We start from the raw sequence: 24,654 nt of genomic DNA, 5'->3' as shown, positions 1-24,654 counted from the left end.
CTGTCAGCCCCCCACCAGCGCGACGAGCTTCAGGAAGGTGACCTCGGTGCCGAGCACGAGGTCGATCTCCTCGTCGGGGCCGGTGACCTGGCGGTCCCCCACGAGCACCAGGAAGCCGTTGCCCGCGAACGCCTTCAGCGCCAGCGCCGTCTGCGCCTCGGGGTCTATCCGCCGGGGCGTGCGCAGCGCGTAGCCGTTCAGGACGCGCTCGGTGTCCTCGGGCTGCACCAGCCCCTGGAACACCCGCGGCATGCGCGCGTTGTACTCGGCGACCTCCTGGAAGACCCGCCGCCGGATCAGCTCACCCACCGTGAGCCGCTCCTCGGCGATCTCGATCCCCCAGCCCGCCCCGCGATCCCCACTGGTCGTCTCGTCGACGATCGTCACCGTTGCCATGGGGAGGACAGTAGGCGGGGGGTCTGACAACGGGTCACCTGACCGATGCCGGGGCGGCCTGCCCGGTGTTGGGGCGGCCTGCCCGGCGCCGCTCCTCAGCCCTCGTACACCTGGGCCACGCACAGCCCCTCGCGGTCCGCGAGGCCGTACAGCTTCCAGAGGTCGTCCAGGGACTCCCGCAGATCGTCGAGGTAACCCGCCGGAATTCCCCCTCGAAGGATGCCGGAAAGCACCTCCGGGGCGCTCTGCATCACTTCGTGCACACTCACCGAGGAAAGGAAGCGGGCGATCCGCGCCACCTCTTCCACGGGCACGAACGTGCAGACGGTTCCCGCACCGTCGTCCCCGAGAACGTTCTCCCCGGACACGGCGGCAAGCACTTCGTCCCCTGCGCCGGCACGGACGAGCAGCTGCTCCACCACGCCCGAGTCCTCACCGAGGTCGCACAGTCCGGCGGCCTCCTCGGACTCGAGGGCGTAATAGCGGGACATCACGTGCTCGAACCCACTGTCGACCTCCCGCGGCGGAAGGGGAAACAGCGAAACGTTCATCACTCAGCGCCTTTCGAGCGGATCCTCGCCAGAGGCTAACCGCGCCCTCCGCCATGTCGGTGACCGGCGGGTCGCGCTTCCTGGGGAAGTACGGATGCCGTTTTAGCCTGACGGCATGTCAGATGACGAGTCGTACGAGCTGCTCGGTTTCGACAATGTGGTGCTGCCCGTCGGGAATCTCGGCGAGGCGGTGGGCTTCTACGAGCGGGCCGGGTTCCCCGTGGCCTTCCGGCTCGACGAGGCCGGGATCGCGCTGCTGAAGGTGGGCAAGGAGACGCCCGGCCTGCTGCTGCGCCTGGACGAGGAGCTGAGCCACCGCCAGCCGCCGTGGGCCACGCCCCGGGTGTGGCTGGAGGTGCGGGACGCGCGGGCCACGGCGGACGCGCTCGCCGCGGCCGGCATCCAGCCCCTGGACGCGCCCTTCCCGGGGGCGACCGGCTGGACCGTGGAGATCGCCGACCCGTGGGGCAACGTCATCGGCTTCACGGACTACGGCAAGCGCCCCGAACTCGCGCGCACCGTACAGCCGTAGCCGGGAGCCGCGACGGACCCCCACCCTGACTTGAACATGTTCAAAAGCAGGTCTACAGTCGTGCACGACAACGTTTTGAACGTGTTCAACAAGGGGTGGGGATCATGGATCTCACAGTCGTCGCGTACGTCATCTACCTGCTGGTCAGCATCGCTCTGACCGTCTGGGTGGCACGCACGCTCAGCCACAACGGACGGATCTTCCTCGCCGACGTGCTGCACGGGAACGAGAAGCTGGCCGACGCGGTCAACCACCTGCTGGTGGTCGGCTTCTACCTGGTCAACCTGGGCTTCGTCGCCCTCTACCTGAACCAGGACGACGAGATCGCCGACGCCCGCGGCGTCTTCGAGGCCCTGTCGACCAAGCTCGGCGTGGTGCTGCTGGTCCTCGGGGTCATGCACCTGGGCAACGTGTTCGTCCTGAACAAGATCCGCCGCCGGGGTGTCATGGAGCGGGAGCAGCTCCCGCCCGTCGCGCCGCAGGAGTGGGTCGCCCCCTCGGCCGGGATGTGAGCGGGGTGAACCCCACGGCCACCGCCGCCGGCCCGGCCCGGGACGCCTCGCGCGTCCCGGTCCGCGGGCTCACGGTCCTGTACGACGCCCAGTGCGGGCTGTGCTCGTTCCTGCGCGACTGGCTGGTGCGCCAACCGCAGCTGGTGCCGCTGCGGCTGGTCCCCGCGGGCTCCGAGGAGGCGCGCCGCCGCTTCCCCGGCCTCGACCACCGGGCCACCCTCGAAGAGATCACCGTCATCGGGGACGCCGGCCAGCTCTACCGCGGCTCCGCCGCCTGGGTCGTCTGCCTCTGGGCACTGCGCGACCACCGGCCGCTCGCCCACCGCCTCAGCACACCGGCCGGGGCGCAGCTCGCCAAGGGCGCGATGCTGGCCGCCGCGAAGTGGCGCCGCACGCACCGGGGCGGCGCCGACGGCTGGGGCGGCCGGGTCTACCACGGGAGCGACGGATGGGCGTACGACCCGAAGGACGGCTGGGTCTACACCCCGCCCGCCTGTGACGGCGGCGCCTGCGCCACTCGTTAGGCTCTGTTCCCGTGCCAGCAGCGAACGACAGCCCCGGATCCGACGCGGCCCCCGCCCCCGGCGGGAGCCCCGGCAAGCGCTCCGCCCCGGGCCCGGACAAGGGCCCGGCCAAGAGCGAGCAGACCCGTGCGCTGATCCTGGAGACGGCGCTGCGCCTGTTCCAGGAGCGCGGGTACGACAAGACGACCATGCGGGCCATCGCCAAGGAGGCCGGTGTCTCGGTCGGCAACGCCTACTACTACTTCGCCGGCAAGGAGCACCTGATCCAGGGCTTCTACGACCGGATCGGGGTCGAGCACCAGGTGGCGGTGGGGCCCGTCCTGGAACGGGAGAAGGACCTGGAGGCGCGGATCGCCGGGGTGCTGAAGGCGTGGCTGGACGTGGCCGAGCCCTACCACGAGTTCGCGGCGCAGTTCTTCAAGAACGCCGCCGACCCCGACAGCCCGCTCAGCCCCTTCTCCCCGGAGTCGCAGGGCCCGCGCGAGGCCGCCATCGCCATGCACCGGCAGGTGCTCGCCGGTTCGAAGGCGAAGGTCCCCGACGAGCTGCGGGACGTGCTGCCGGAGCTGATGTGGCTCTCCCAGATGGGCCTCGTCCTGTACTGGGTCTTCGACCGCACGGAGGGACGCGAGCGCAGCTACCGGCTGGCCGAGCGCGGGGCACGGCTCACCACGCGGGGCGTCTCGCTGGCGCGGTTCCGGGTGCTGCGCCCCCTCGTCCACGAGGTGCACGAGCTGTTCACGGACTTCCTGCCGGGGATGACCCGGGTGCTGCCGGACCCGGCGGCCAGGGCGCGGAAATCCGGGGACGCGGATCCGCCGGACGATGCGGGTGAGCCTCCTGTGACGTGAGCGGCGCGCCGCCGGGCACGGGCGCGAGACGTGCGCGTCCCGTGCCCGGGCCCGGCGGTGCGTCCGCCTCTAGTTCACCGCGTCCACCTCGTCCGACGAGGCCAGCTCCACGTCGTGCACCAGCGGTTCGCCGGTGACGACGACGTGGTGGGCGCGGGAGCCGTACGAGGCCGCGGTCGCCGCCAACAGGTACGTCCCCGGCGAGGGCACCGACACGATGTAGGAGCCGTCGGCGAGCGAGTGCACCCGGTCCAGCCGGCGTCCGCCCTTGGAGAGCAGGGTGAGGACCGCGCCGTCGACCGGTTCGCCGTCGGCGTCGCGGACGAGGCCGTGGACGACCGTCGCCCCTCCCCCGCCGGCCCGCGGCTCCGGCTCGGCCTCCTCGCGGGGCTCGACCGCCAGATGCGGCAGGCGCTTGTCGAGCCCGGCCGGCAGCCACCAGTTCGAGCGGCCGAGCAGGTGCATCGCGGCCGGCACCAGGGCCGTACGGAGGATGAAGGCGTCCAGGGCGACGGCGGCGGCCAGTCCGATGCCCGCCATGGCGCCCTCCGTGTCGCCGCTCAGGACGAACGCGGAGAACACGCAGATCATGATCAGGGCCGCGCAGTTGATGACCCGGCTGGTCTCGGCGAGGCCGACGCGGACCGCACGCGCGTTGTCCTTGGTGTGCACCCACTCCTCGTGCATCCGGCTGACCAGGAACACCTGGTAGTCCATCGAGAGGCCGAACAGGAGCGACAGCATGATCACCGGGAGGAAGGAGGTGATCGGGCCCTCCTTGCCGAAGCCGATGGCCTCCACCCCCCAGCCCCACTGGAAGACCGCGACCAGGACACCGAAGGACGCGGCGGCCGCGATCAGGTTCATCAGGGCGGCCGTCAGCGGGACGACCAGGGAGCGGAAGGCGACGAGCAGCAGCAGGAAGCCGAGCGCGATGATCGTCGCGACGAAGTAGGGCAGCCGGTCCCCGGTCACGGACGCGAAGTCCTTGAAGACGGCCGTGACCCCACCGACGTACGCCTCGGTGCCGGACCCGGGGATCACCTCGTCGCGCAGCTCGTCGATGAGCCGGTCCGTGTCCTCGGACTGCGGGGAGGTCTCGGGCACGACCTGGATGACGGTGATGCCCCGCGCGGGCGGCGCCGCGGCCACCTGCGCCACCCCGTCGGTCGCCTCGATCGCCGACACCAGACCGGCGGCGTCACCGCGCTCCACGACGACCTGGAGTGGTCCGTTGAAGCCGGGTCCGAAGCCCTCGGCGAGCAGGTCGTAGGCCTGCCGGGTCGTCGTGGACGCCGGCTGGTTGCCCTGGTCGCTGGTGCCGAGGCGCAGCGACAGCACGGGGACGGCCAGCGCGGCCATCACGACGACGGCCACCAGCGCCGTCGAACGGGGGCGGCGCTGGACGTACGCCGACCAGCGGGCCGCGAGACCGCTCGCCTCGTGCGACTCCGGCCCGGTCTCGGCGAGCCGGCGGCGCTGGCGGCGGCTGAGGACCTTCATCCCGAGCAGGCCGAGCAGCGCGGGCAGCAGGGTGGTGGCCGCGAGCACGCTCAGGACGACAGTCAGGGAGGTCGCGATGACGACGCCGTCCAGGAAGCGCATGTTCATCACCAGCATGCCGGCGAGCGCGATGCAGACGGTGCCGCCCGCGAACAGCACGGCGCGGCCCGAGGTGTTGAGGGCGGTGACCGCCGCGCCCTCGGGGGCGGCACCGCGCAGGACGCCCCGCCGGTGCCGGGTGACGATGAACAGCGCGTAGTCGATGCCGACGCCGAGACCGATCAACGAGCCGAGCAGCGGAGCGACTTCGGGCACGTCGGTGACATGGCTGAGCAGCGTCGTCGACATGAGTCCGGTGCCGACGCCCGCGATCGCGACGACGATCGGCAGCACCATCGCGAAGAGCGCGCCGAAGGCGAGGAAGAGGACCACGGCGGCCGCCGCGATGCCGACGACCTCGGCGAAACCGGTCGGCGGCTCCTGGATCCGGGTGATCGCCTGGCCGCCCAACTCCACGCTCAGGCCCGCACGTTCGGCCTCCTGGGCGCGGTCCACGACGTCCTGCACCAGCTCCTTGGGGACGGCGTTCGCCTGCTCCTCGAAGGTGACCCGGGCGTAGGCGATCTTCCCGTTCTCACTGATCTGCGCCGCGCCTTCCCGCCCGGCGTAGGGACCGGCGACCTGCCCGACGCCCTCCATGCGGCCGATCTCCGCGAGGGCGGGCTCGATCCGGGACCGTACGGACGCGTCCCGCACCGTGCCCTCGTCGACCTTCCAGACCACCGTGTCGGTGTCGCCCGAGCTCTCCGGGAAGGCCTTCTCCATCAGGTCGAACGCGCGCTTGGAGTCCGTGTCGGGGAGGGAGAAGACGTTCGAGTAGTCGGTACCGGCGGCCGATCCCGCCGCGCCCAGCCCGAACAGGGCCCCCAGCCACAGGAACAGGACCACCAGCCGGTGCCGATAGCACCACCGTGCCAATGTCGTCACGCTCTACGCTCCTTCATCGGGTCCCCCAGGTCCTGAGCCCCCAGGATCCCGGGGCACGCGGTCCCGGCGACACGACACACGCATGACTCTCAAGGAACTCCAAAGCGGGAGCCGCCCCAAGGGCCCACGGCTGTGCGGATACTGGGGGGCATGACCGGACACGAGGGAGCGCCCGCCGCCGAGCACGAGGGCGCGACCGTCCTCGTCGTCGAGGACGAGCCGAGCATCGCGGACGTGCTGGCCATCGCCCTGCGCTACCACCGGTTCACGGTCATGACGGCGGGCACCGTCCGTGAGGCGCTCACCCTCGCCGAGCGCACCCGGCCCGACGCGGCGCTGCTCGACGTGATGCTGCCGGACGGCGACGGGCGGGCGCTGGGCCGCGAACTGCGCGCGCGGCAACCGGATCTGGCGCTCGTCTTCCTCACCGCCCGCGACGCGCCCGCCGAGATCGTCGGCGCGCTCGGCTTCGGCGACGACTACATCACCAAGCCGTTCAACATCGACGAGGTGATCGCCCGGATCACGGCCGTACTGCGCCGCACCCGCTCCGCCGACGTGCTGCCGCAGCGCCCGCCCCTGCGCTACGGCGACCTGGAACTGGACGAGTCGACGTACCGCGTCCACCGCGCGGGGCGCACCGTCGAACTCACCCCGACCGAGTACGCGCTGCTGCGGTTCCTGGTCCGCAACGGCGGCCGGATCGTGCCCAAGGAGCAACTGCTGCGCCACGTCTGGCAGTACGAGCACGCGCCGTCCGAGTCGACGGTCGTGGAGACCTACATCAGCTATCTGCGGCGCAAGCTCGACGCCCTCGGCGCGCCCGTGATCACCACCCGGCGGGGCGTCGGATACGGGCTCGCGTGAGGCTCTGGCGCCCGCGGCACGGGATCCACTCGCTGCGCGGGAAGCTGACGCTGGCGAACGTCGGCCTGCTGGCCCTCGGCATCGTCGTCGCCACCGCCGTGAGCCTGATGGGCATGCGGCACTACCTGCTCGACCAGGTCGACGCCGAGCTGGTCAAGACGCGCTCCTCGCTGGGGAGTTCGCGGCTCACACTGCGGCAGATCGACTCGCTGGCCGCGCTCTCCATCGTGCGGGACCGCCTCCTCTCACCTACGGACGGTTCACCGGAACCGGACATGATCTTCGCGCTGGCGGACCGCTCGGGCGAGGCCGTCAGCATGGGCGGTTTCGCGCCGACCCGCGGCCAGCGCGACCTCGCCGCCGCGGTGGACGACCCGGGCGGCCTCGCCGCCGGCGCCGAGCCGCGGGACGTCAGCGTGCGCGGCACTCCCTACCGGGCCACCGGCGTGCGGCTGGCCGACGGCTCGTACGTGCTGCTCGCCACCTCGACCGACGGCCTGCACAAGGGCATCGAGAAGGCGCTCCGGCTCGACCTGGCCTTCGGGACGCTGCTCCTGGCGCTGCTGGCCGCGCTGACGATGGTCAGCGTGAGCCGCCGGATGCGTCCGCTGGAGGCCATGGTGGAGACCTCGACCGCGATCGCCGAGGGGGACCTGACCCGGCGCGTGCCCTCGAGCCACCACCCGACCCAGGAGGTCGAGCAGCTGCGGCTCGCCCTCAACTCCATGCTCCAGCAGGTCGAATCGGCCTACCGGACGCGGGAGCGCAGCGCGGCCCAGCTGCGCCGGTTCGTCGGGGACGCCTCGCACGAGCTGCGCACCCCGCTGTCGGCGATCCGCGGCTACCTCCAGCTCTACGAGCGGGGGATGCTGGTGAACCCCGAGGAACGGGAGCGGGCCTGGACGCGGGTGAACGCGGAGGCCGACCGCATGGGCCGGCTGGTCGACGAACTCCTCACCCTGGCCCGCCTGGACCAGCGTCCCGAGCTGCGCTTCCGGAGCGTGGACCTGAGCGCCCTGGTGCGGGACGCGGCCGAGGATCTGCGGGCCCAGCAGCCGGACCGGCCGGTGAGCGTGGACGCCGAGGGCACGATCCTGGTGCGGGCCGACGAGTCCGGGCTGCGGCAGGTCCTCGGCAACCTGGTGGGCAACGTACGGACCCACACGCCCGCCGGGGTGCCGGTGCGGCTGGGGCTGGAGCGCGCGGACGGGGCGGTGCGGCTGTGCGTCGCGGACGAGGGGCCGGGGCTCGCGGAGGACGACGCGGCGCGGGTCTTCGACCGCTTCTTCCGGGCGGGCGGCGGAGCGGGCAGCGGCCTCGGGATGTCCATCGTGCAGGGCGTGGTGGCGGCCCACGGCGGCGAGGTGGCGGTGCGTACGGCGCCGGGTGAGGGGCTGGCCGTGACGGTGACCCTGCCGGCCCGGCCCCACGACCCCTGCCCCGCGTAGCCCGCTGGGGCCGGCGCGGGTCAGGGAGGCCGGCACAGGACGGACCCTGCCGGACCGCCCCACGGCCCCTGCCCCGCCTAGCCCGGAGGGTCCACCCCAGGTCCGGGAGGCCGGCCCGTGCACAGGACGGACCCTGCTGGACCGCCCCACGGCCCCTGCCCCGCCTAGCCCCGGGGGCCGCCCCGGCTCCGGTGGCCGGCCCGGGCACCGGACGTCACCGCCCGGTCCGCCTCCGTCCTCTGAACCCGCGCCGGTTCAGGGCGCCGTCACGCGGGCCCGGTCACGCCTGCTTCGACGCCAGTTCCACGACGGTGATGTCGGAGGGGGCGCCCACCCGGACCGGCGGGCCCCAGGCGCCCGCGCCGCGGGAGACGTAGAGCTGGGTGTCGCCGTACCGCTCCAGGCCCGCGACCGTAGGGTTGGCGAGTTCGGCGACGAAGTTGCCGGGCCAGAGCTGGCCGCCGTGCGTGTGGCCGGAGAGCTGGAGGTCCACGCCGTGCTCGACCGCGTCGTGGATCTGCACCGGCTGGTGGGCCAGGAGCACGCACGCGCGTGCCGGGTCCCGGTCCCCGAGGGCCTTCGCGAAGTCCGGCCCCTGCCCCTCGCTCTCGCCCTGCACGTCGTTCACGCCCGCGAGATCGAAGCCGGCCAGCTCCGTGCGCGCGTTCTCCAGCGGGTGCAGGCCCAGTTCGCGGACCTCGCGGACCCACTGCTCGGCCCCGGAGAAGTACTCGTGGTTGCCGGTGACGAAGTAGGCGCCGTGGCGCGCCCGCAGGCGGGCCAGGGGCGCCGCGGCCGGCCCGAGGTCCTTGACGCTGCCGTCGACCAGGTCGCCCACGACGGCGATGAGGTCGGGCTGCGTCGCGTTGATCGTGTCGACGACCCGGGCGCAGAAGTCCCGCCCGAGGACGGGCCCGAGGTGGATGTCGCTGACCACGGCGATCCGGAACCCGTGGGCGGCGCGCGGCAGTTTGGCCAGCGGGACGGTGACCCGCTTGACGGCGGGCCCGCGCAGGACGCCGTACGTCCCGTACCCCACGGTGCCCACGGCGACGGCCGCCGCCGCGCCGCCCACGACACGCGAGACGAACAGCCGCCGCGAAGGGCCGTCGCCCGACCGGTCCTTCGCGCCCTCGGAAGCCGGCGCGCCGGAGGTGTCCTCGGGGGCCGGCTCCGTACCGGAACCGGAGCGGGGAAGGGCGCCGCGTGGGGGCCCGGGTCCTCCGACTGCCGCCGGTTCGGCGGGCTCGGCGGTGGCCGGCGCGTCCGGGTCCGTCTGCGCGGCGGGCCGGTCGTCGTCGGGCCGCGCTCCGCCGCCCGTGCCCGCGGGCGTCCGCCGGGCGTCCGCCCGGCGCAGCAGCGGGCGGACGAACTCGCCCGCGACCAGCGCCAGCAGGAGGTACATCGACAGGGCCATCCACAGGAACCCCGGCCAGGCCAGCACCCGCTGGAGCAGGAACGGCGCCCCGCCCCGTTCGGCGGCCAGACCGGCGAACATCAGCACCGGCCCCGCCACGAACACCGCGGTGCCGGCGCGCCGGGCGGGACCGGGTCCGCGGGTGGTGTCGCGGACCAGGCGGCGCCACGCGTACCAGTGCAGCGCGCCGAACGCGGCCAGCACGGCCGCCCCGATCAGCACGAAGACGATGACCATGACGCCGTACCCCCCGCAGTTCCCTCAGTCATGAAGATCCGACCCGTCGGACAGCGCGGCCCGCGGGCCTTATGGCGTCCGGCGCAATGCCCGCAGGCCGCGCAACCCGATGCCCCCGACGATCGTCCCCAATGCAAAGGAGACGACGGCCAGAGTCAGGTGCACCCAGAAGTACGCCGTGGGGTCGCCGTCGTCGAAGGCGAGCCCGCTGCCGTCCGCGGCGAGATTTTTGACGAAAGTGATCCAGATGACCCAGCTCCACACCCCGAAGGCGAGCAGGAACCAGGAGACGGGGCGGCTGAGCTTCATGCGTTCAGTATCGCCGCCGCCGAACGGACACCGTGGCCGGGGTGGGGAGGGCGGCGGGACTTCGCGCGCGCGGCCCTGTACTTTCTCGACCGTGCCCGCCTCGAAACAGAACGCCAGGCATCGCCTGCCGGCCGCTTCCGCCGCCCTGTTGTCGCTCTCGCTGTCCCTCTCCCTCGCGGCGCCCGCCTTCGCCGACGCGACGCCGACGGCGACGCCGGCCCCCTCCCCTTCGTCGAAGCCCTCGGACCCGCCCCCGGCGGACATGTCGACCGTGGGCGGCGCGCGCCTCGGCCGGCCGGGGACGCAGGTGAACCTCGGCAGCGGCGCCCCGGTGCTGCCCAAGGACGTGACCGCGCGCTCGTGGATCGTCGCCGACGCCGAGTCCGGCGAGGTGCTGGCCGCCCACAACGCGCACTGGAAGCTGCCCCCGGCGAGCACTCTGAAGATGCTCTTCGCGGACACCGTGCTGCCGAGGTTCCCGAAGACCGACAAGCACAAGGTGGAGGTCTCCGACCTGGCCGGGATCGGTTCGGGTTCCAGCATGGTCGGGATAAAGGAGGGCGAGACGTACTCGGTCCACGACCTGTGGCTCGGCGTCTTCCTGCGCTCCGGCAACGACGCCGTGCACGTCCTGTCCGCGATGAACGGCGGCGTGGAGCGGACCGTCCAGGACATGCAGGCGCACGCCGAGGAGCTCCAGGCCCTCGACACCCACGTGGTGAGCCCGGACGGCTACGACCAGAAGGGCCAGGTGTCGTCGGCGTACGACCTGACGCTGATCGCCCGCTCCGGGCTGCAGAACGCGGACTTCCGCGAGTACTGCTCCACCGTGCGGGCCGCGTTCCCCGGGGAGACGAAGAAGAGCGGGAAGGGCAAGACGTCCCGGGAGTCCTTCGAGATCCAGAACACCAACCGGCTGCTGTCCGGCGACAGCGATGTCACCCCGTACCAGGGCATCGCCGGGGTGAAGAACGGCAACACGAGCAACGCGGGCGCCACCTTCACGGGCGTCGCCGAACGCGACGGCAGGGTGCTGCTCGTCACCGTCCTGAACCCCGACAAGGACGAGCACAACGAGGTCTACAAGGAGACCGCGCGCCTCTTCGACTGGGGCTTCCAGGCGGCCGGCAAGGTCACGCCGGTGGGCATGCTGGTGCTGCCCAAGGGCGCCGAGGCGACGGCGCAGCCGGGGTCGACCGCGTCCGGCACCCCGGACGGCGCCGCCTCCGCGAAGCCGGTGGCCGCCTCCTCCGCCGGCAAGGGCGGTTCGAGCGGCATCGCCACCGCCCTGGCCGTCACGGGCGGGCTGCTGGTGCTCCTCGCCGCCGGGGTGTTCGTGGTCAACCGCCGGTGGCCGCTGCCGGATCTGGTACGCCGTCGGACGCGGCGCTGACCGGCCGGTCCTCCTCCCGGCTCGGTTCCGCCGTCCACGCGGCGCAGAACAGCACGAGTTTCGCGGTGAAGTTGATCCACAGCAGCAGCGCGACGGGCACGCCGAAGGCGCCGTACATGCTCTTCGAGGCGACGCCCTGGATGTAGCCGCTGAGCAGCAGCTTGAGCAGTTCGAAGCCGACGGCGCCGGTCAGCGCGGCCACCAGCAGCCGGCGCCGGGTCGGTTCGACGCCGGGCAGCAGGGTCAGGACGTACAGCAGGAGCAGGAAGTCGGCGAGGACGGCGACGAGGAACGCGGCGACGTGCAGCAGGACGCTTCCCCAGCCGCCCTTGTCGAGGCCCAGCCGGTCGGCCGTCCAGCCCACCAGGGCGGAGGCGACGATCGACGCGGCGAGGGTGACGAGGACGGCGCCGCCGAGGCCGAGGAGCACTCCGCCGTCCTTGAGCTTGCGCAGGAACGGGTTCTCGTCGGTGTCGTCCAGCTCCCAGACGGCCCGCAGGCACTCCCGCGCGGAGCCGACCCAGCCGATGCCGGTGAACAGCAGCACCGCACCGGCGATGATCCCGACCGTGCCGGCGTTCTCCACCAGGCCGTTGATGTCGAGCTGGTCGGAGATGCCGGGGAACTGTTCGGCGATCTTGTCCTGGATCTCCTTCTGGCGGCCGGCGCTGAGCGTGGCCGCGCCGATCGCGGCGGAGACCGTCAGCAGCGGGAAGAGCGCCACGAAGCTGATGAAGGTCATCGCCGCCGCGAGGCGGGTCCACTTCACCCGGTCCAGACGCTCGTACGACCGCCACGCGTGCGTCCGCGTCAGGCGCACGACGAGCGGGCCGACCCCCGGGAGCTTCTTCAGCCAGTCCATGATCCGACTCTGCCCCGCTCCTGTCGGAACACCCATGTCCGGGTGCCCCAGAACCGCAGCACCGTGGCGAGCGCCATGCCGACGCCCGCGCCGGAGACGGTGTCCGCGCGCTGCGAGGTGAGACCGAGACCGTAGTGGCTGACGGCGATGCAGAGCAGCTGGACGAGGGCGCCCGCGACGTTCACCGCGAAGAAGACGGCGTACCGGCGCAGCCCCCGGGTGCCGGTGTGCCGGTAGGTGCCGAGCGCGTTGCCCGCGTACGCCACCGAGCAGCCCGCCACGAACGAGAGGGCCTTGGCGGTGAGCGGGTCGAGGCCGGCGGGCCCGCGCAGCCAGACGAAGAGGCCGAGGTCGGCCGCGTAGGCGAGGAGGCCGACGGCGGCGAAGCCGAGCAGCTCCCGCAGGAGGGCACGCCTCCCGGGGCTCCCGGGGTTGGCGGCGCTCCCGAGGTTCCCAGGGCTCCCGGCGCTCCCGGGGCTCCCGGGGTTGGCGGCGTTCCCGAGGTTCCCAGGGCTCCCGGCGCTCCCGGGGCTCCCGGGGTTGGCGGCGTTCCCGCGGTCCGGCGCGGGCGCTCCCACGTCGCGCGCCGGGGACCGCCGCGTGACGCTCACCAGTTCGCGACGGCGAGGCCGTACATGGCCAGCCACACCAGGCCGATGAGGGCGAGCGCGCGGTCGCGCAGGACCACGTCCTCGGGTTCGCCCGCGGTGCCCCGGTCGGCGAAGACGGCGTACCGCAGCACGGCGAGGATGAAGGCGACCATCGACAGCTGGCGCCAGGGCAGCACGCTGGTGCTGGCCACGCCGCCCTCCTCCAGCGCCCACAGGCAGTAGCCGAGGACGGCGACGCCGGCGGCCAGCTGCCAGACGAAGCGGAGGTAGCCGGTGGTGTACTCGGTGAGCAGCGCGCGGGTGGCGCCCGCCCGGCCGGCCATCTGCACGGCCTCGGAGTAGCGCTTGGCGGACACCATGAACAGCGCCCCGAAGCCCGTGGTGATCAGGAACCAGCGCGAGAGCGGGATGCCGAGCGCCAGCCCGCCGATCATCGCGCGCATCAGGAACCCGGTGGTGACGACGGCGAGGTCGACGACCAGGACGTGCTTGAGGCTGAGGCAGTACGCCAGTTGCATGCCGAGGTAGGCGGCGAGCAGCGCCGAGGTGAGCGGCGAGCACAGCCAGGCCGCGAGGACCGGGGCGAGGACGGCGAGGACCCCGCCGGCGGCGTACGCGAGCGGGACCGGGACCTGTCCGGCGGCGACCGGGCGGTGGCGCTTGACGGGGTGGGCGCGGTCGGCGGCAGCGTCCCGGGCGTCGTTGACCAGGTAGACGGCGGCTGCGCTCGCGGTGAACAGCGTGAAGACGAGCGCGAGCTGGGTGAGGGCGTGGCGTGAGAACAGCTCGCCCGCAGCGGCCGGCGCGGCCACGACCAGGACGTTCTTCACCCACTGGCGGGGGCGCGCGGTCCTCAGCAGGCCGAGGGCGACACCGCCGCGTGCGACGGCCGGCGGGGCGGGGCTCGGGGCCGGCAGGACCGCCGTGCGTTCGGTCATCGGGCCACCCCCATCCAGCGGGCGCCGAGCCGGGCGGTGAGAGCGCCCAGCGCCGCGCCGGCGGCGACGTCGGAGGGGTAGTGGACGCCGACGACCAGCCGGGAGAGGCACATGGCCGCGGCGAGCGGGGGGACCGCGTGGGCGCCGAGCGCTCCGTAGGCGACCGCGGCGGCCGCCGCGGACGTGGCGTGCGAGCTGGGGAAGGAGTGCCGGCCCGCGGTGCGGACCAGGGGCTCGACGTGTCCGGGGCGCGGGCGCCGCACCAGCCGTTTCACTCCCATGCTGGTCAGGTGCGCGGTGGCGATCAGCGCGGTGCCGCGCAGCCAGGCGCCGCGCCGCTCCCGGTCGGCGGCCGCCCCCGCGAGTCCCGCCGCGAGCCAGAGCGCGCCGTGCTCCCCGGCCCAGGACAGAGCGCGCGCGACGGCCGCCACGCGCGGATCGGTCCCGCAGCCGTGGAATGCCGACAGCAGCCGACGGTCCATGTCGTCAAGGTCGTCCATGTGATCTCACTCTTCTAGGGAGTGGTCCCAGAATTACGGCAATCTTGGACGACATCCCATTAATCACCCATTTCGGTGAGGACCCGTCAAGGCCGCACCGATTCCGCCGGTATGCACCCATTCCGGCGATACGGTCACGGGCATGCCTTCCGACACCGTCTCCGTCACGGGTTGGGGCCGCACCGCCCCGACCGCCGCCCGCCTGGTCCGCCCGCGCAGCTACGAGGAGGCGGTCACCGCCGTCCGGGAGTGCGGGGCGCGCGGAGGGATCGCCCGGGGGCTGGGGCGGGCGTACGGGGACGCCGCGCAGAACGCGGGCGGCGCCGTCCTCGACATGACGGGACTGGACCGGGTCCACGCGATCGACGCCACCCCGGTCGCGGCCGACGGCTCGGCGGGCGGGACCGTGCTCTGCGACGCCGGGGTGAGCCTGCACCGGCTGATGCGGGTGCTGCTCCCGCTGGGCTGGTTCGTGCCGGTCACGCCCGGCACCCGCTACGTCACGGTCGGCGGCGCGATCGGCGCCGACATCCACGGCAAGAACCACCACGTGTCCGGCTCCTTCTCCCGGCACGTCGCCTCCTTCGAACTGCTCACCGCCGACGGCGAGATCCGCACGGTCACCCGCGGCACGCCCCTGTTCGACGCCACCACCGGCGGCATGGGCCTGACGGGCGTGATCCTCACGGCGGCCGTCCGGCTCCAGCCCGTCGAGACCTCGCTGATGTCCGTCGACACCGAGCGCGCGGACGACCTCGACGACCTGATGGCCCGGCTCACCGCCACCGACCACCGCTACCGCTACTCGGTCGCCTGGATCGACCTGCTCGCCCGGGGCGCGGCCATGGGGCGCTCGGTGCTGACCCGCGGCGACCACGCGCCGCTCGACGCCCTGCCCGACCGGACCCGCAGGCACCCGCTGGAGTTCCGCCCCGGCCGCCTCCCCGCCGCCCCGTCCTTCGTGCCGGAGGGGCTCCTCGGCCGGACGACGGTGGGCCTCTTCAACGAGCTCTGGTACCGCAGGGCACCCCGCTCGCGGACCGGTGAGCTCCAGCGGATCTCCACCTTCTTCCACCCGCTCGACGGGGTCCCGCACTGGAACCGGGTCTACGGGCGCGGCGGCTTCGTGCAGTACCAGTTCGTCGTCGGCTACGGGAAGGAGGAGGCCCTGCGCCGGATCGTGCGACGTATCTCCGAGCGCCGGTGCCCGTCCTTCCTCGCCGTGCTCAAGCGGTTCGGGGAGGGCGACCCGGGCTGGCTCTCCTTCCCGCTGCCGGGCTGGACCCTCGCCCTGGACATCCCCGCGAACCTGCCCGGCCTCGGCGCCTTCCTCGACGAGCTGGACGAGGAGGTGGCCGCGGCCGACGGACGCGTCTACCTCGCCAAGGACTCCCGCCTGCGACCGGAGCTGCTGGACGGGATGTACCCGCGGCTGGCGGACTTCCGGACGCTGCGCGCGGAGCTGGACCCGCGCGGTGTCTTCACCTCGGACCTGTCCCGCCGGCTCGGCCTGTGAGGCGGGCGCTCCCCGCGAGCGCCCCCTCCGCCCGCCCCTTAGAAGAGTGCTGTCCCATCGGCTCGCCCCCAGGAGTGTTTTCATGAAGGACGCCTTCGGCATCCCGCAGTCCCTGCTGATCCTCGGCGGCACGTCCGAGATCGCGCTGGCCACCGCGCGCCGGCTGATCACCCGCCGCACCCGCACGGTGTGGCTCGCCGCCCGCCCCTCCCCCGCGCTCGACAAGGCCGCGGCCCACCTGAAGGCGCTGGGCGCGGACGTCCGTACCGTCGCCTTCGACGCGCTCGACCCCGATTCCCACGAGACGGTCCTCGGCAAGGTCTTCGCCGAGGGCGACATCGACATGGTGCTGCTCGCCTTCGGCGTCCTGGGCAACCAGGCGCGCGACGAGAACGAGCCCGCCGCCGCGGTGCGGGTCGCGCAGACCAACTACACCGGCGCGGTCTCCGCCGGCCTGGTGAGCGCCCGGGCGCTGCAGACCCAGGGCCACGGCTCGCTGGTGGTGCTCTCCTCGGTCGCCGGGGAGCGCGCCCGGCGCTCCAACTTCATCTACGGCTCCAGCAAGGCCGGCCTGGACGCCTTCGCGCAGGGTCTCGGCGACGCGCTGTACGGCACGGGCGTGCACGTGATGGTCGTCCGCCCCGGGTTCGTGCGGACGCGGATGACGGCCGGGATGACCGAGGCGCCGCTGGCGACCACACCCGAGGCGGTCGCGCTGGCCGTCGAGACGGGACTGCGGCGGCGCTCCGAGACCGTGTGGGTGCCGGGCGCCCTGCGGCTGGTGATGGCGGCGCTGCGGCACGTGCCGCGCTCGGTGTTCCGGCGACTGCCCGTCTGACGGCGGCAGGAGGCGCCGGGCGCGCTCGCCGGGCCCTCCCGGGCGCCCTCGTCCGGCGTACGTGGTCACGGGCCCGGCGTGACGGACTCCACGACGGGCTCGGCGGCTCTCTCCCCGTGGCAGCGGACGCGGACGCCGGGCGTTCCTCGTCGGCGTCAGCGCGCCGGAAGTGTCGTGTCCCGCTCCGCGGGCGCGCCCCCCTGCGGGGGCACCACCGCGCCGCCGAACAGGAAGTCGCGCAGCCTGCGCCACACCCCGTCGGCGCCCTGCTCGTAGAGCGCGAAGCCGGTGCACGGCCACTCGGCCTCGTACCCGGACAGCTCCTCGTAGGCCCGGTCCATCGCGGCGTCGTCGATGCCGTGCGCCACCGTGACGTGCGGGTGGTACGGGAACTGGAGCTCGCGGGCCACGGGCCCCGAGGCGTCCCTGACCTGCTTCTGGAGCCAGCCGCAGGCCTCGGCGCCGTCGACGACCCGGACGAAGACGACCGGCGACAGCGGCCGGAACGTGCCCGTGCCCGCCAGCCGCATCAGGAACGGGCGCCCGGCGGCCGCCACCTCGGCGAGGTGCGCCTCGATCGCCGGCAGCGCCGAGGCGTCCACCTCGGTCGGCGGCAGCAGGGTGACGTGCGTGGGGATGCCACAAGCCGCGGGGTCGCCGAAGCCCGCGCGCCGCTCCTGGAGCAGGCTGCCGTGAGGCTCCGGGACCGCGATCGACACACCGATCGTTACGGTCCCCACGTCGTCTCCTGTCGTCGGTCGAGCCGGTCGCCCGGTCGTTCCTTCGCGTCCCTTGGGCAGGGGGCGTCCACTGCATCAGCTATCGACTGTACGGCGGCGCGGCCCGGTACCGGATGTCGTACGGAACCCGTACGGTCCGCCGGGCGCGGCGCTCAGTGCTTGGCCGGCAGGAAACCGACCCGGTCGTACGCCTGGGAGAGCGTCTCCGCGGCGACGGCGCGGGCCTTCTCGGCACCCTTGGCCAGGATCGAGTCGAGCGTCTCCGGGTCGTCCAGATACTGCTGGGTGCGCTCCCGGAACGGCGTCACGAAGTCGACCATGACCTCGGCCAGGTCCGTCTTGAGCGCACCGTAGCCCTTGCCGGCGTACTTCTGCTCCAGATCGGCGATACCGGCTCCGGTGAGCGTGGAGTAGATGGTCAGCAGGTTGCTGACACCCGGCTTGTGCTCCTGGTCGTACCGGACGACGGTGTCCGTGTCGGTGACCGCGCTCTTGACCTTCTTGGCGGTCGCCTTCGGCTCGTCGAGCAGGTTGATGAGGCCCTTCGGCGTGGACGCCGACTTGCTCATCTTGATCGACGGGTCCTGGAGGTCGAAGATCTTCGCCGTCTCCTTGAGGATGTACGGCTTCGGGACCGTGAACGTCTCGCCGAAGCGGCCGTTGAAGCGCTCGGCGAGGTCGCGCGTCAGCTCGATGTGCTGGCGCTGGTCCTCGCCCACCGGGACCTCGTTGGCCTGGTACAGCAGGATGTCCGCGACCTGGAGGACCGGGTACGTGAAGAGGCCGACGGAGGCGCGGTCGGCACCCTGCCGGGCGGACTTGTCCTTGAACTGCGTCATGCGGCTCGCCTCGCCGAAGCCCGTGAGGCAGTTCATGACCCAGGCGAGCTGCGCGTGCTCGGGGACGTGGCTCTGGACGAACAGCGTGCAGCGGTCCGGGTCGAGCCCGGCGGCGAGCAGCTGGGCGGCGGCGAGCCGGGTGTTGGCGCGCAGGGCCGCGGGCTCCTGCGGAACGGTGATCGCGTGCAGGTCGACGACCATGTAGAACGCGTCGTGGGACTCCTGGAGCGCCACCCACTGGCGGACGGCGCCGAGGTAGTTGCCGAGGTGGAACGAGCCTGCGGTGGGCTGGATCCCGGAGAGCACTCGCGGACGACGCTGCATGGCGGAGCCATCCCCCTGAGGGCGGTGGTGGGTGACGGGCGGGCGGTCAGAGGCCATGTTCACCATTCTCTCAGGTACCCGGACCCGGTCCGGAACTGGCCGGGAACAGACGGGAACCGATCAGGGCCGGACGGCGCGGCCGAGGTGCGGGGGCGCGACGTCGCGTTCCCGCCGGTACGGACATTCCGGGCGGGAATCGGGGGGTGGAAGGCCCTTCCTGCCGGGCGGTCGCCGGTGAGACGAGGAACACAGCGCGGGCCGCGGCGGGCGGGGGACGTCCGATCGGGGACGTGAGGCGTGACACACGGGCCGCGAGGCGGGAGAGTGCGGGTCCGAGAAAGGGGTGGGCGCATGCGGGCCACGGTCGGACGGGTACGGGCGCGGACACGGGCCTGGCCGGTGTTCCTCACGGCGGTGCTGGTCGTCCTGTGCGGGGCGGGCGGGGCGGGCGCCGCACAGGACGACCAGCACCTCCCCGGCAGGAACGCGCCGGACCGGGCGCTGGTCGTCGCCGGGGACACCGGGCGGACGGTCGCGCTGCGTTCCGGCGAGCGGGACTTCGCCCGGCTGTGGCAGCTGCTGGAGCCGGCGTACACGGGCACGGAGCGCGTACCGGCGGAGTGGACGGAGGGCGACTTCCCGCGCGTGCGGGCCACCGTCGTCTGGGGGATCTCCGGAGTCGGGGGCTGGCCGCAGACCGACCGCTCGCCGGGCGGTGACGTCGCCGTCCGGCGCGCGGACCAGCTCTTCCTCGCGGAGGACGGCACGCCCTGGGTGCGTTCGGACCCGGCGCCCGACGTGCCGGACGACGACATCCGCTGGCACCGCGCCTCCCGGTCCGTCTACGAGCGCCTGGACGGGGAGCTTTTCGGGCCGCTCGGCGACGCCCCGGACGCGGCGGCGCCCGCGCCCCGGGACCGGGCGCGGTGGGCGCTGTGGGGGCTCGCCGCGGGGCTCGCCCTCGGCTGCGGCGGCACCGTCCTGCTGCGGGCCGCGGCGGCCCGGCGCGGGGCCGGACCGCCGCGGGAACCACGGCAGGAGCTGATCGACCGGTGAACCCGGCCGGTGACCCGGCGGCCGGGGTCAGCCGAGGTCGATCTCCGGGTACAGCGGGAAGCCGGCCAGCAGGTCGGTGGCCCGGTGGGCGATCTCGTCGGCGATCTTCGGGTCGAGGACGTGCTGCGCCTTGGACGGGGCGCCCTTGGCGGTGGTGCCCGGCTCGGCGGCGGTGAGGACGCGGTCGATGAGACCCGCGATCTCGTCCATCTCGGCCGTGCCGAGACCGCGGGTGGTCAGGGCGGGCGTGCCGATGCGGATGCCGGAGGTGTACCAGGCGCCGTTCGGGTCGGCGGGGATGGCGTTGCGGTTCGTGACGATGCCCGAGTCGAGCAGTGCGGTCTCCGCCTGACGGCCGGTCAGCCCGTACGAGGACGCCACGTCGATCAGGTTCAGGTGGTTGTCGGTGCCGCCGGTGACCAGCGTGGCGCCCCGGCGCGTCAGCCCCTCGGCGAGGGCGCGGGCGTTGTCGACGACGGCGCGCGCGTAGTCGCGGAACTCGGGGCGGCGGGCCTCGGCGAGCGCGACGGCCTTGGCGGCCATGACGTGCGGGAGCGGACCGCCGAGGACCATCGGGCAGCCGCGGTCGACCTGGTCCTTGAGGGAGTCGTCGCACAGCACCATGCCGCCGCGCGGGCCGCGCAGCGACTTGTGCGTGGTGGTGGTGACGATCTGGGCGTGCGGGACCGGGTCGAAGTCGCCGGTGAGGACCTTGCCGGCGACCAGGCCCGCGAAGTGCGCCATGTCGACCATCAGGGTCGCGCCGACCTCGTCGGCGATCTCCCGCATGAGACGGAAGTTCACCAGTCGGGGGTACGCCGAGTAGCCGGCGACGATGATCAGCGGCTTGAACTCGCGGGCGGAGACGCGCAGGGCCTCGTAGTCGATGAGGCCGGTGGCGGGGTCGGTGCCGTAGGAGCGCTGGTCGAACATCTTGCCGGAGATGTTCGGGCGGAAGCCGTGGGTGAGGTGACCGCCCGCGTCCAGGGACATGCCGAGCATGCGCTGGTTGCCGAAGGCGTGGCGCAGCTCGGCCCAGTCGGCGTCGGAGAGGTCGTTGACGTTGCGGACGCCGGCCTTCGCGAGGGCGGGGGCCTCGACGCGGTCGGCGAGGACGGCCCAGAAGGCGACGAGGTTGGCGTCGATGCCGGAGTGCGGCTGGGCGTAGGCGTGGCGGGCGCCGAAGAGTTCGCGGGCGTGCTCGGCGGCGAGGGCCTCGACCGTGTCGACGTTGCGGCAGCCGGCGTAGAAGCGGCGGCCGACGGTGCCCTCGGCGTACTTGTCGCTGAACCAGTTGCCCATGGCCAGCAGCGTGGCCGGGGAGGCGTAGTTCTCGGAGGCGATCAGCTTGAGCATCTCGCGCTGGTCGGCGACCTCCTGGCCGATGGCGTCGGCGACCCGGGGCTCGACGGCCCGGATCACGTCGAGGGCGCTGCGGAAAGCGGTGGACTCGGTGGAGAGGGGCTCTGGCATGACGGCCTCCGGTCGTGGCGTTCGATCACGGTTCGGCCCAGGCGCTCGGCACTCGGTGCCCGTGTCCTCCCGCGCGGCCCTCCGGTCCCCTCGGCCTGTCCCGGCCCGGGGTCCGGGACGGGTCCCCGGCAGTCCACGGCACGGGCCGCTCCCCGATGGTCGGTCCCATCCCAGCGCGCCAGTCACGGCCCGCGGTCAGCCTACCGGGCGCGCCGGATCAGGGGGTTCCCCGGTCCACCATGCGAGCGACGATAGGAAGGAGCCCACAGTCCCGGCCCCGCCCGCTCCCCGCCCCGGCCCGGCCCTACGCGGCTCCCCCGCCGTGAGAATCGGAGATCCCGTGACCGCTGGAAAGACCGCACAGGCGCTCATCGCCTCGGCCGAGGCGCACAGCGCGCACACCTACCACCCGCTGCCGGTCGTCGTGGCGACGGCGGACGGCGCCTGGATGACGGACGTCGAGGGGCGCCGCTTCCTCGACCTGCTGGCCGGCTACTCGGCCCTGAACTTCGGGCACGGCAACCGCCGTCTGATCGACGCGGCCAAGGCGCAGCTGGAGCGGGTGACGCTGACCTCGCGGGCGTTCCACCACGACCGGTTCGCCGCGTTCTGCGCGGAGCTGGCCGAGCTGTGCGGCATGGAGCTGGTGCTGCCGATGAACACGGGAGCGGAGGCGGTGGAGACCGCGGTGAAGACGGCCCGGAAGTGGGGCTACCGCGTGAAGGGCGTCCCGGACGGGCGGGCCAGGATCGTGGTCGCGGCCGGCAACTTCCACGGGCGTACGACGACGGTCGTCAGTTTCTCCACGGACGCGGAGGCGCGCGCGGACTTCGGGCCGTACACGCCGGGCTTCGACGTCGTGCCGTACGGGGATCTCGCGGCGCTGCGGGCGGCGGTCACCGAGGACACGGTGGCGGTGCTGCTGGAGCCGATCCAGGGCGAGGCGGGGGTGCTGGTGCCGCCGGCGGGCTATCTGCGGGGGGTGCGGGAGCTGACCCGGGAGCGGAACGTGCTGTTCGTCGCGGACGAGATCCAGTCGGGGCTCGGGCGCACCGGGCGGACCTTCGCGTGCGAGCACGAGGGGGTCGTGCCCGACGTGTACGTGCTGGGCAAGGCGCTGGGCGGCGGCGTCGTCCCCGTGTCGGCGGTGGTGTCCAGCGCCGAGGTGCTCGGCGTGTTCCGGCCCGGCGAGCACGGGTCGACGTTCGGCGGGAACCCGCTGGCCTGCGCGGTCGCGCTGGAGGTGATCGCGATGCTCAGGTCGGGCGAGTACCAGCGGCGGGCGGCCGAGCTGGGGGACCGTCTCCACCGCGAGCTGGGCCGGCTGGCGGACACCGGCCGGGTGACGGCGGTGCGCGGACGCGGCCTGTGGGCGGGGGTCGACATCGCCCCCGAGCACGGCACGGGCCGGGAGGTCTCGGAGAAGCTGATGGACCGGGGCGTCCTGGTCAAGGACACCCACGGCGCGACGATCCGGATCGCCCCGCCCCTGGTGATCTCCGAGGAGGACCTGGACTGGGGGCTCGCCCAACTGCGGGGCGTGCTGGGCCTCTAGGTCGTGTCCGCAAAGTCCCGTCGTCCGCCCGGAGGGCGGGTTCCGGGGCGTCTGGTGCGTCCTCTCGCCGTGTCGGGCGGAGACCCTCGTACTGGACGTACTCGGGGCTTCGCCCGGTGCGGCGAGAGTGCGTGCCAGGCGTCGCGGAACAGGCGGGACTTCGCGGACACGACCTAGGGCCTGTCGTTTGGATCAGGTCGGCCGTGACAGACGGTTCGTCCCGGCCGACCCGAGCGGGGTCTGGTGCGTGCAGCTGCAAGGCGGAGGAGGGAGTCGAAGCGATGGGGGTCCCCCCGCTCGAGCGGAGCCGAGAGTGGGGGAGTCGGCGACCGACGACAACGCCGCAGATGTGCGTGCCAGACCCCGCGACACCGGCCTGATCCAAACGACAGGCCCTAGGGCACCGTCCGGGCGCCGCTACGGCAGGGCCCGGCACAGCGCGTCCAGCGCTCCCGCCCAGGCGTGGTCCGGGGGTGTGCCGTAGCCGACGACGAGCGCGTCCAGGGGGTCGGTCACGGCGTCGGGGTGGCGGTGCCGGGACAGGCCGTGCAGGGCGAGGCCGTGCCAGGCCGCCGCGCGGACCGTCGCCTGTTCCGTGCCGGGCGGCAGCCGGACGACGGCGTGCAGGCCCGCCGCGATGCCGGTGGGGCGCGCCTCGGGGGCGCGGGCGGCCAGCGCGGCGACCAGGGCGTCGCGCCGCCGCCGGTAGCGCAGGCGCGCGGCGCGGACGTGGCGGTCGTAGGCGCCCGAGGTGATGAACTCCGCGAGCGTCAGCTGGTCCAGCACCCCGGAGGACCAGCCGCCGCCGTCCGTCAGCGCCGTGACCTCGGCGGCCAGCGAGGGGGGCAGCACCAGCCAGCCGAGGCGCAGCCCGGGGGCGAGGGACTTGCTGGCGGTGCCCATGTACACGACCTGGTCGGGGCCGAGGCCCTGGAGCGCGCCCACCGGCTGGCGGTCGTAGCGGAACTCGCCGTCGTAGTCGTCCTCCAGGATCAGGCCGCCGGTGCGGCGGGCCCAGTCCACGACCGCCGCCCGCCGGTCGGGGTGGAGCGGCACCCCCATCGGGAACTGGTGGGCGGGCGTCATCAGCACCGCCCGGGTGCCCGCCAGGTCGTCCGGGCGGGTGCCGAGGCCGTCGAAGGGCAGGGGCACGGTGCGCAGGCCCGAGCGGTGCAGCAGGTTCCAGTGCACGTCGAGCCCGTAGGACTCCACGGCGAGGGTGCGCAGGCCGCGCTGCCGCAGCACCGCGCCGAGCAGGGTCAGTCCGCCGAGGAACCCGGAGCAGATCAGGATGCGGTCCGGGTCGGCGCGTACGCCCCGGGCCCGGGAGAGGTAGCCGGCGAGCGCGGTGCGCAGTTCGGGCCGGCCGCGGGGGTCGCCGTAGCCGAGGGCGCCGGACGGGGCGGCGGTCAGGGCGCGGCGGGCGGCCCTGAGCCACTCGGCGCGCGGGAAGGACGCGAGGTCGGGGGTGCCGGGGACGAGGTCGTAGGCGGGGCGGCCCTGTCTGCGGCCGGCGGGGGACGGTTCCGGGGCCGGCTGCGGGACCGTCCGCTCGGCCACGCGGGTGCCGGAGCCCTGGCGCGCGGTGAGCCAGCCCTCGGCGACGAGGTCCGCGTAGGCGTCGGCGACCGTGTTGCGGGCGATGCCCAGGTCGGCGGCGAGGGAGCGGGAGGAGGGCAGGCGGGTGCCGGGGGCGAGGCGGCCGCCGCGGACCGCGTCGCGCAGGGCGTCGGTCAGGCCCCGGCGCACGCCCGGGCCGGACGGTTCGAGGTGCAGGTCGACGCCGAGCGAGGCGCCCCTCGCGGCACCCGGACCGCGCTCGTCGCCGCCGTCGGCACCCGGGGAAGTGGCCCACTGTTCCGCCATGTAAATGGA

The 24,654-nt window shown here is 73.6% G+C and carries 24 protein-coding genes; 11 read left to right on the top strand and 13 right to left on the bottom strand.

Annotated features, from left to right (window positions below; all coding sequences use genetic code 11):
* Positions 1-3 precede the first annotated feature (3 nt).
* The gene (locus ACZ4VA_RS22855) at positions 4-396 is read right to left on the bottom strand and encodes a hypothetical protein (protein ID WP_355792956.1); all 393 of its coding nucleotides are present in this window, start codon (positions 394-396) and stop codon (positions 4-6) included.
* A gap of 95 nt (positions 397-491) precedes the next feature.
* Complete coding sequence (locus ACZ4VA_RS22850; RefSeq protein WP_356172056.1) at positions 492-947, bottom strand: DUF1877 family protein; 456 nt, start codon at positions 945-947, stop codon at positions 492-494.
* A gap of 115 nt (positions 948-1,062) precedes the next feature.
* On the opposite strand from ACZ4VA_RS22850, the gene ACZ4VA_RS22845 reads away from it, so the two are divergent.
* The 4 genes from ACZ4VA_RS22845 (at position 1,063) to ACZ4VA_RS22830 (ending at position 3,366) form a co-directional block, all read left to right on the top strand.
* Positions 1,063-1,479: a VOC family protein gene (locus ACZ4VA_RS22845; RefSeq protein WP_355792960.1), complete on the top strand. Its 417-nt coding sequence runs from the start codon at positions 1,063-1,065 to the stop codon at positions 1,477-1,479.
* 104 nt (positions 1,480-1,583) lie between these two features.
* Positions 1,584-1,991 carry a hypothetical protein gene (locus tag ACZ4VA_RS22840; protein ID WP_468082435.1) on the top strand — a complete coding sequence of 136 codons (408 nt, stop codon included), beginning with the start codon at positions 1,584-1,586 and terminating at the stop codon, positions 1,989-1,991.
* Positions 1,988-2,515 (top strand): thiol-disulfide oxidoreductase DCC family protein, encoded by a 528-nt coding sequence (locus ACZ4VA_RS22835; protein WP_468082434.1) that lies wholly within the window; start codon positions 1,988-1,990, stop codon positions 2,513-2,515. Before ACZ4VA_RS22840 ends, ACZ4VA_RS22835 begins: the two co-directional genes overlap by 4 nt.
* An 11-nt stretch (positions 2,516-2,526) precedes the next feature.
* Positions 2,527-3,366, top strand: a complete 840-nt coding sequence (locus ACZ4VA_RS22830) for a TetR/AcrR family transcriptional regulator (RefSeq protein ID WP_468082433.1) — start codon at positions 2,527-2,529, stop codon at positions 3,364-3,366.
* Positions 3,367-3,435: 69 nt separating this feature from the next.
* Here ACZ4VA_RS22830 and ACZ4VA_RS22825 read toward each other — a convergent pair whose 3' ends face one another.
* Positions 3,436-5,847, bottom strand: coding sequence for an MMPL family transporter (locus ACZ4VA_RS22825; RefSeq protein WP_468082446.1), 2,412 nt, complete (start codon positions 5,845-5,847; stop codon positions 3,436-3,438).
* Positions 5,848-6,006: 159 nt separating this feature from the next.
* On the opposite strand from ACZ4VA_RS22825, the gene ACZ4VA_RS22820 reads away from it, so the two are divergent.
* Positions 6,007-6,723, top strand: coding sequence for a response regulator transcription factor (locus ACZ4VA_RS22820; protein WP_355787289.1), 717 nt, complete (start codon positions 6,007-6,009; stop codon positions 6,721-6,723).
* On the top strand, positions 6,720-8,171 hold the full coding sequence (locus ACZ4VA_RS22815; protein ID WP_356243613.1) for a sensor histidine kinase: 1,452 nt from the start codon (positions 6,720-6,722) through the stop codon (positions 8,169-8,171). Before ACZ4VA_RS22820 ends, ACZ4VA_RS22815 begins: the two co-directional genes overlap by 4 nt.
* A 280-nt stretch (positions 8,172-8,451) precedes the next feature.
* Here the strand turns inward: ACZ4VA_RS22815 and ACZ4VA_RS22810 are convergent, their stop codons facing one another.
* A complete protein-coding gene (locus ACZ4VA_RS22810) occupies positions 8,452-9,825 on the bottom strand; it encodes a metallophosphoesterase (RefSeq protein WP_468082432.1) in 1,374 nt (457 codons plus the stop codon).
* 69 nt (positions 9,826-9,894) lie between these two features.
* Complete coding sequence (locus tag ACZ4VA_RS22805) at positions 9,895-10,134, bottom strand: SCO4848 family membrane protein (protein ID WP_355784038.1); 240 nt, start codon at positions 10,132-10,134, stop codon at positions 9,895-9,897.
* A gap of 91 nt (positions 10,135-10,225) precedes the next feature.
* Here ACZ4VA_RS22805 and ACZ4VA_RS22800 point away from each other — a divergent pair, with 91 nt between their 5' ends.
* Positions 10,226-11,527 (top strand): D-alanyl-D-alanine carboxypeptidase family protein, encoded by a 1,302-nt coding sequence (locus tag ACZ4VA_RS22800; RefSeq protein WP_355784035.1) that lies wholly within the window; start codon positions 10,226-10,228, stop codon positions 11,525-11,527.
* Here the strand turns inward: ACZ4VA_RS22800 and ACZ4VA_RS22795 are convergent.
* From ACZ4VA_RS22795 to ACZ4VA_RS22780, 4 genes are all read right to left on the bottom strand, one after another.
* Positions 11,475-12,389: a YihY/virulence factor BrkB family protein gene (locus tag ACZ4VA_RS22795; RefSeq protein ID WP_355784032.1), complete on the bottom strand. Its 915-nt coding sequence runs from the start codon at positions 12,387-12,389 to the stop codon at positions 11,475-11,477. The genes ACZ4VA_RS22800 and ACZ4VA_RS22795 overlap by 53 nt on opposite strands.
* Positions 12,377-12,793 carry a GtrA family protein gene (locus ACZ4VA_RS22790; protein WP_355784043.1) on the bottom strand — a complete coding sequence of 139 codons (417 nt, stop codon included), beginning with the start codon at positions 12,791-12,793 and terminating at the stop codon, positions 12,377-12,379. Before ACZ4VA_RS22790 ends, ACZ4VA_RS22795 begins: the two co-directional genes overlap by 13 nt.
* A 203-nt stretch (positions 12,794-12,996) precedes the next feature.
* Complete coding sequence (locus tag ACZ4VA_RS22785) at positions 12,997-13,938, bottom strand: decaprenyl-phosphate phosphoribosyltransferase (protein WP_355784029.1); 942 nt, start codon at positions 13,936-13,938, stop codon at positions 12,997-12,999.
* A complete protein-coding gene (locus ACZ4VA_RS22780) occupies positions 13,935-14,438 on the bottom strand; it encodes a phosphatase PAP2 family protein (protein ID WP_355784026.1) in 504 nt (167 codons plus the stop codon). The genes ACZ4VA_RS22785 and ACZ4VA_RS22780 overlap by 4 nt, the downstream gene beginning before the upstream one ends.
* A 142-nt stretch (positions 14,439-14,580) precedes the next feature.
* Between ACZ4VA_RS22780 and ACZ4VA_RS22775 the strand changes: the two genes are divergently transcribed.
* Both ACZ4VA_RS22775 and ACZ4VA_RS22770 read left to right on the top strand, forming a co-directional pair.
* Positions 14,581-15,954 (top strand): FAD-binding oxidoreductase, encoded by a 1,374-nt coding sequence (locus tag ACZ4VA_RS22775; protein WP_356172030.1) that lies wholly within the window; start codon positions 14,581-14,583, stop codon positions 15,952-15,954.
* An 82-nt stretch (positions 15,955-16,036) separates the two neighbouring features.
* Positions 16,037-16,792: a decaprenylphospho-beta-D-erythro-pentofuranosid-2-ulose 2-reductase gene (locus ACZ4VA_RS22770; protein ID WP_356172027.1), complete on the top strand. Its 756-nt coding sequence runs from the start codon at positions 16,037-16,039 to the stop codon at positions 16,790-16,792.
* A gap of 155 nt (positions 16,793-16,947) precedes the next feature.
* Here ACZ4VA_RS22770 and ACZ4VA_RS22765 read toward each other — a convergent pair whose 3' ends face one another.
* The gene (locus ACZ4VA_RS22765) at positions 16,948-17,532 is read right to left on the bottom strand and encodes a 2'-5' RNA ligase family protein (RefSeq protein WP_355794307.1); all 585 of its coding nucleotides are present in this window, start codon (positions 17,530-17,532) and stop codon (positions 16,948-16,950) included.
* A 152-nt stretch (positions 17,533-17,684) separates the two neighbouring features.
* Positions 17,685-18,695, bottom strand: coding sequence for a tryptophan--tRNA ligase (trpS, locus tag ACZ4VA_RS22760; protein WP_356172153.1), 1,011 nt, complete (start codon positions 18,693-18,695; stop codon positions 17,685-17,687).
* Between the two features lie 351 nt (positions 18,696-19,046).
* Between trpS and ACZ4VA_RS22755 the strand changes: the two genes are divergently transcribed.
* Positions 19,047-19,751 carry a hypothetical protein gene (locus ACZ4VA_RS22755; RefSeq protein WP_356243617.1) on the top strand — a complete coding sequence of 235 codons (705 nt, stop codon included), beginning with the start codon at positions 19,047-19,049 and terminating at the stop codon, positions 19,749-19,751.
* Positions 19,752-19,778: 27 nt separating this feature from the next.
* On the opposite strand, the gene ACZ4VA_RS22750 is transcribed toward ACZ4VA_RS22755, so the two are convergent.
* Complete coding sequence (locus tag ACZ4VA_RS22750) at positions 19,779-21,224, bottom strand: glycine hydroxymethyltransferase (RefSeq protein ID WP_355787932.1); 1,446 nt, start codon at positions 21,222-21,224, stop codon at positions 19,779-19,781.
* Between the two features lie 340 nt (positions 21,225-21,564).
* Between ACZ4VA_RS22750 and rocD the strand changes: the two genes are divergently transcribed.
* Complete coding sequence (gene rocD / locus ACZ4VA_RS22745) at positions 21,565-22,779, top strand: ornithine--oxo-acid transaminase (protein WP_355787929.1); 1,215 nt, start codon at positions 21,565-21,567, stop codon at positions 22,777-22,779.
* Between the two features lie 417 nt (positions 22,780-23,196).
* Here the strand turns inward: rocD and pdxR are convergent, their stop codons facing one another.
* Positions 23,197-24,645 carry a MocR-like pyridoxine biosynthesis transcription factor PdxR gene (gene pdxR, locus ACZ4VA_RS22740; protein ID WP_388904332.1) on the bottom strand — a complete coding sequence of 483 codons (1,449 nt, stop codon included), beginning with the start codon at positions 24,643-24,645 and terminating at the stop codon, positions 23,197-23,199.
* Positions 24,646-24,654: the final 9 nt, after the last annotated feature.

Source organism: Streptomyces sp. NPDC028308 (genome assembly GCF_055565855.1).
This window is presented reverse-complemented; position numbering and strand designations above follow the sequence as displayed.

Coding starts and splice junctions, on each gene's coding strand:
- ACZ4VA_RS22750 (WP_355787932.1), bottom strand. CDS start 21,224: ATGCCAGAGCCCCTCTCCACCGAGTCCACCGCTTTCCGCAGCGCCCTC.
- trpS (WP_356172153.1), bottom strand. CDS start 18,695: ATGCAGCGTCGTCCGCGAGTGCTCTCCGGGATCCAGCCCACCGCAGGC.
- ACZ4VA_RS22805 (WP_355784038.1), bottom strand. CDS start 10,134: ATGAAGCTCAGCCGCCCCGTCTCCTGGTTCCTGCTCGCCTTCGGGGTG.
- ACZ4VA_RS22845 (WP_355792960.1), top strand. CDS start 1,063: ATGTCAGATGACGAGTCGTACGAGCTGCTCGGTTTCGACAATGTGGTG.
- ACZ4VA_RS22770 (WP_356172027.1), top strand. CDS start 16,037: ATGAAGGACGCCTTCGGCATCCCGCAGTCCCTGCTGATCCTCGGCGGC.
- ACZ4VA_RS22780 (WP_355784026.1), bottom strand. CDS start 14,438: ATGGACGACCTTGACGACATGGACCGTCGGCTGCTGTCGGCATTCCAC.
- ACZ4VA_RS22785 (WP_355784029.1), bottom strand. CDS start 13,938: ATGACCGAACGCACGGCGGTCCTGCCGGCCCCGAGCCCCGCCCCGCCG.
- pdxR (WP_388904332.1), bottom strand. CDS start 24,645: ATGGCGGAACAGTGGGCCACTTCCCCGGGTGCCGACGGCGGCGACGAG.
- ACZ4VA_RS22755 (WP_356243617.1), top strand. CDS start 19,047: ATGCGGGCCACGGTCGGACGGGTACGGGCGCGGACACGGGCCTGGCCG.
- ACZ4VA_RS22840 (WP_468082435.1), top strand. CDS start 1,584: ATGGATCTCACAGTCGTCGCGTACGTCATCTACCTGCTGGTCAGCATC.
- ACZ4VA_RS22810 (WP_468082432.1), bottom strand. CDS start 9,825: ATGGTCATCGTCTTCGTGCTGATCGGGGCGGCCGTGCTGGCCGCGTTC.
- ACZ4VA_RS22850 (WP_356172056.1), bottom strand. CDS start 947: ATGAACGTTTCGCTGTTTCCCCTTCCGCCGCGGGAGGTCGACAGTGGG.
- ACZ4VA_RS22775 (WP_356172030.1), top strand. CDS start 14,581: ATGCCTTCCGACACCGTCTCCGTCACGGGTTGGGGCCGCACCGCCCCG.
- ACZ4VA_RS22855 (WP_355792956.1), bottom strand. CDS start 396: ATGGCAACGGTGACGATCGTCGACGAGACGACCAGTGGGGATCGCGGG.
- ACZ4VA_RS22795 (WP_355784032.1), bottom strand. CDS start 12,389: ATGGACTGGCTGAAGAAGCTCCCGGGGGTCGGCCCGCTCGTCGTGCGC.
- ACZ4VA_RS22820 (WP_355787289.1), top strand. CDS start 6,007: ATGACCGGACACGAGGGAGCGCCCGCCGCCGAGCACGAGGGCGCGACC.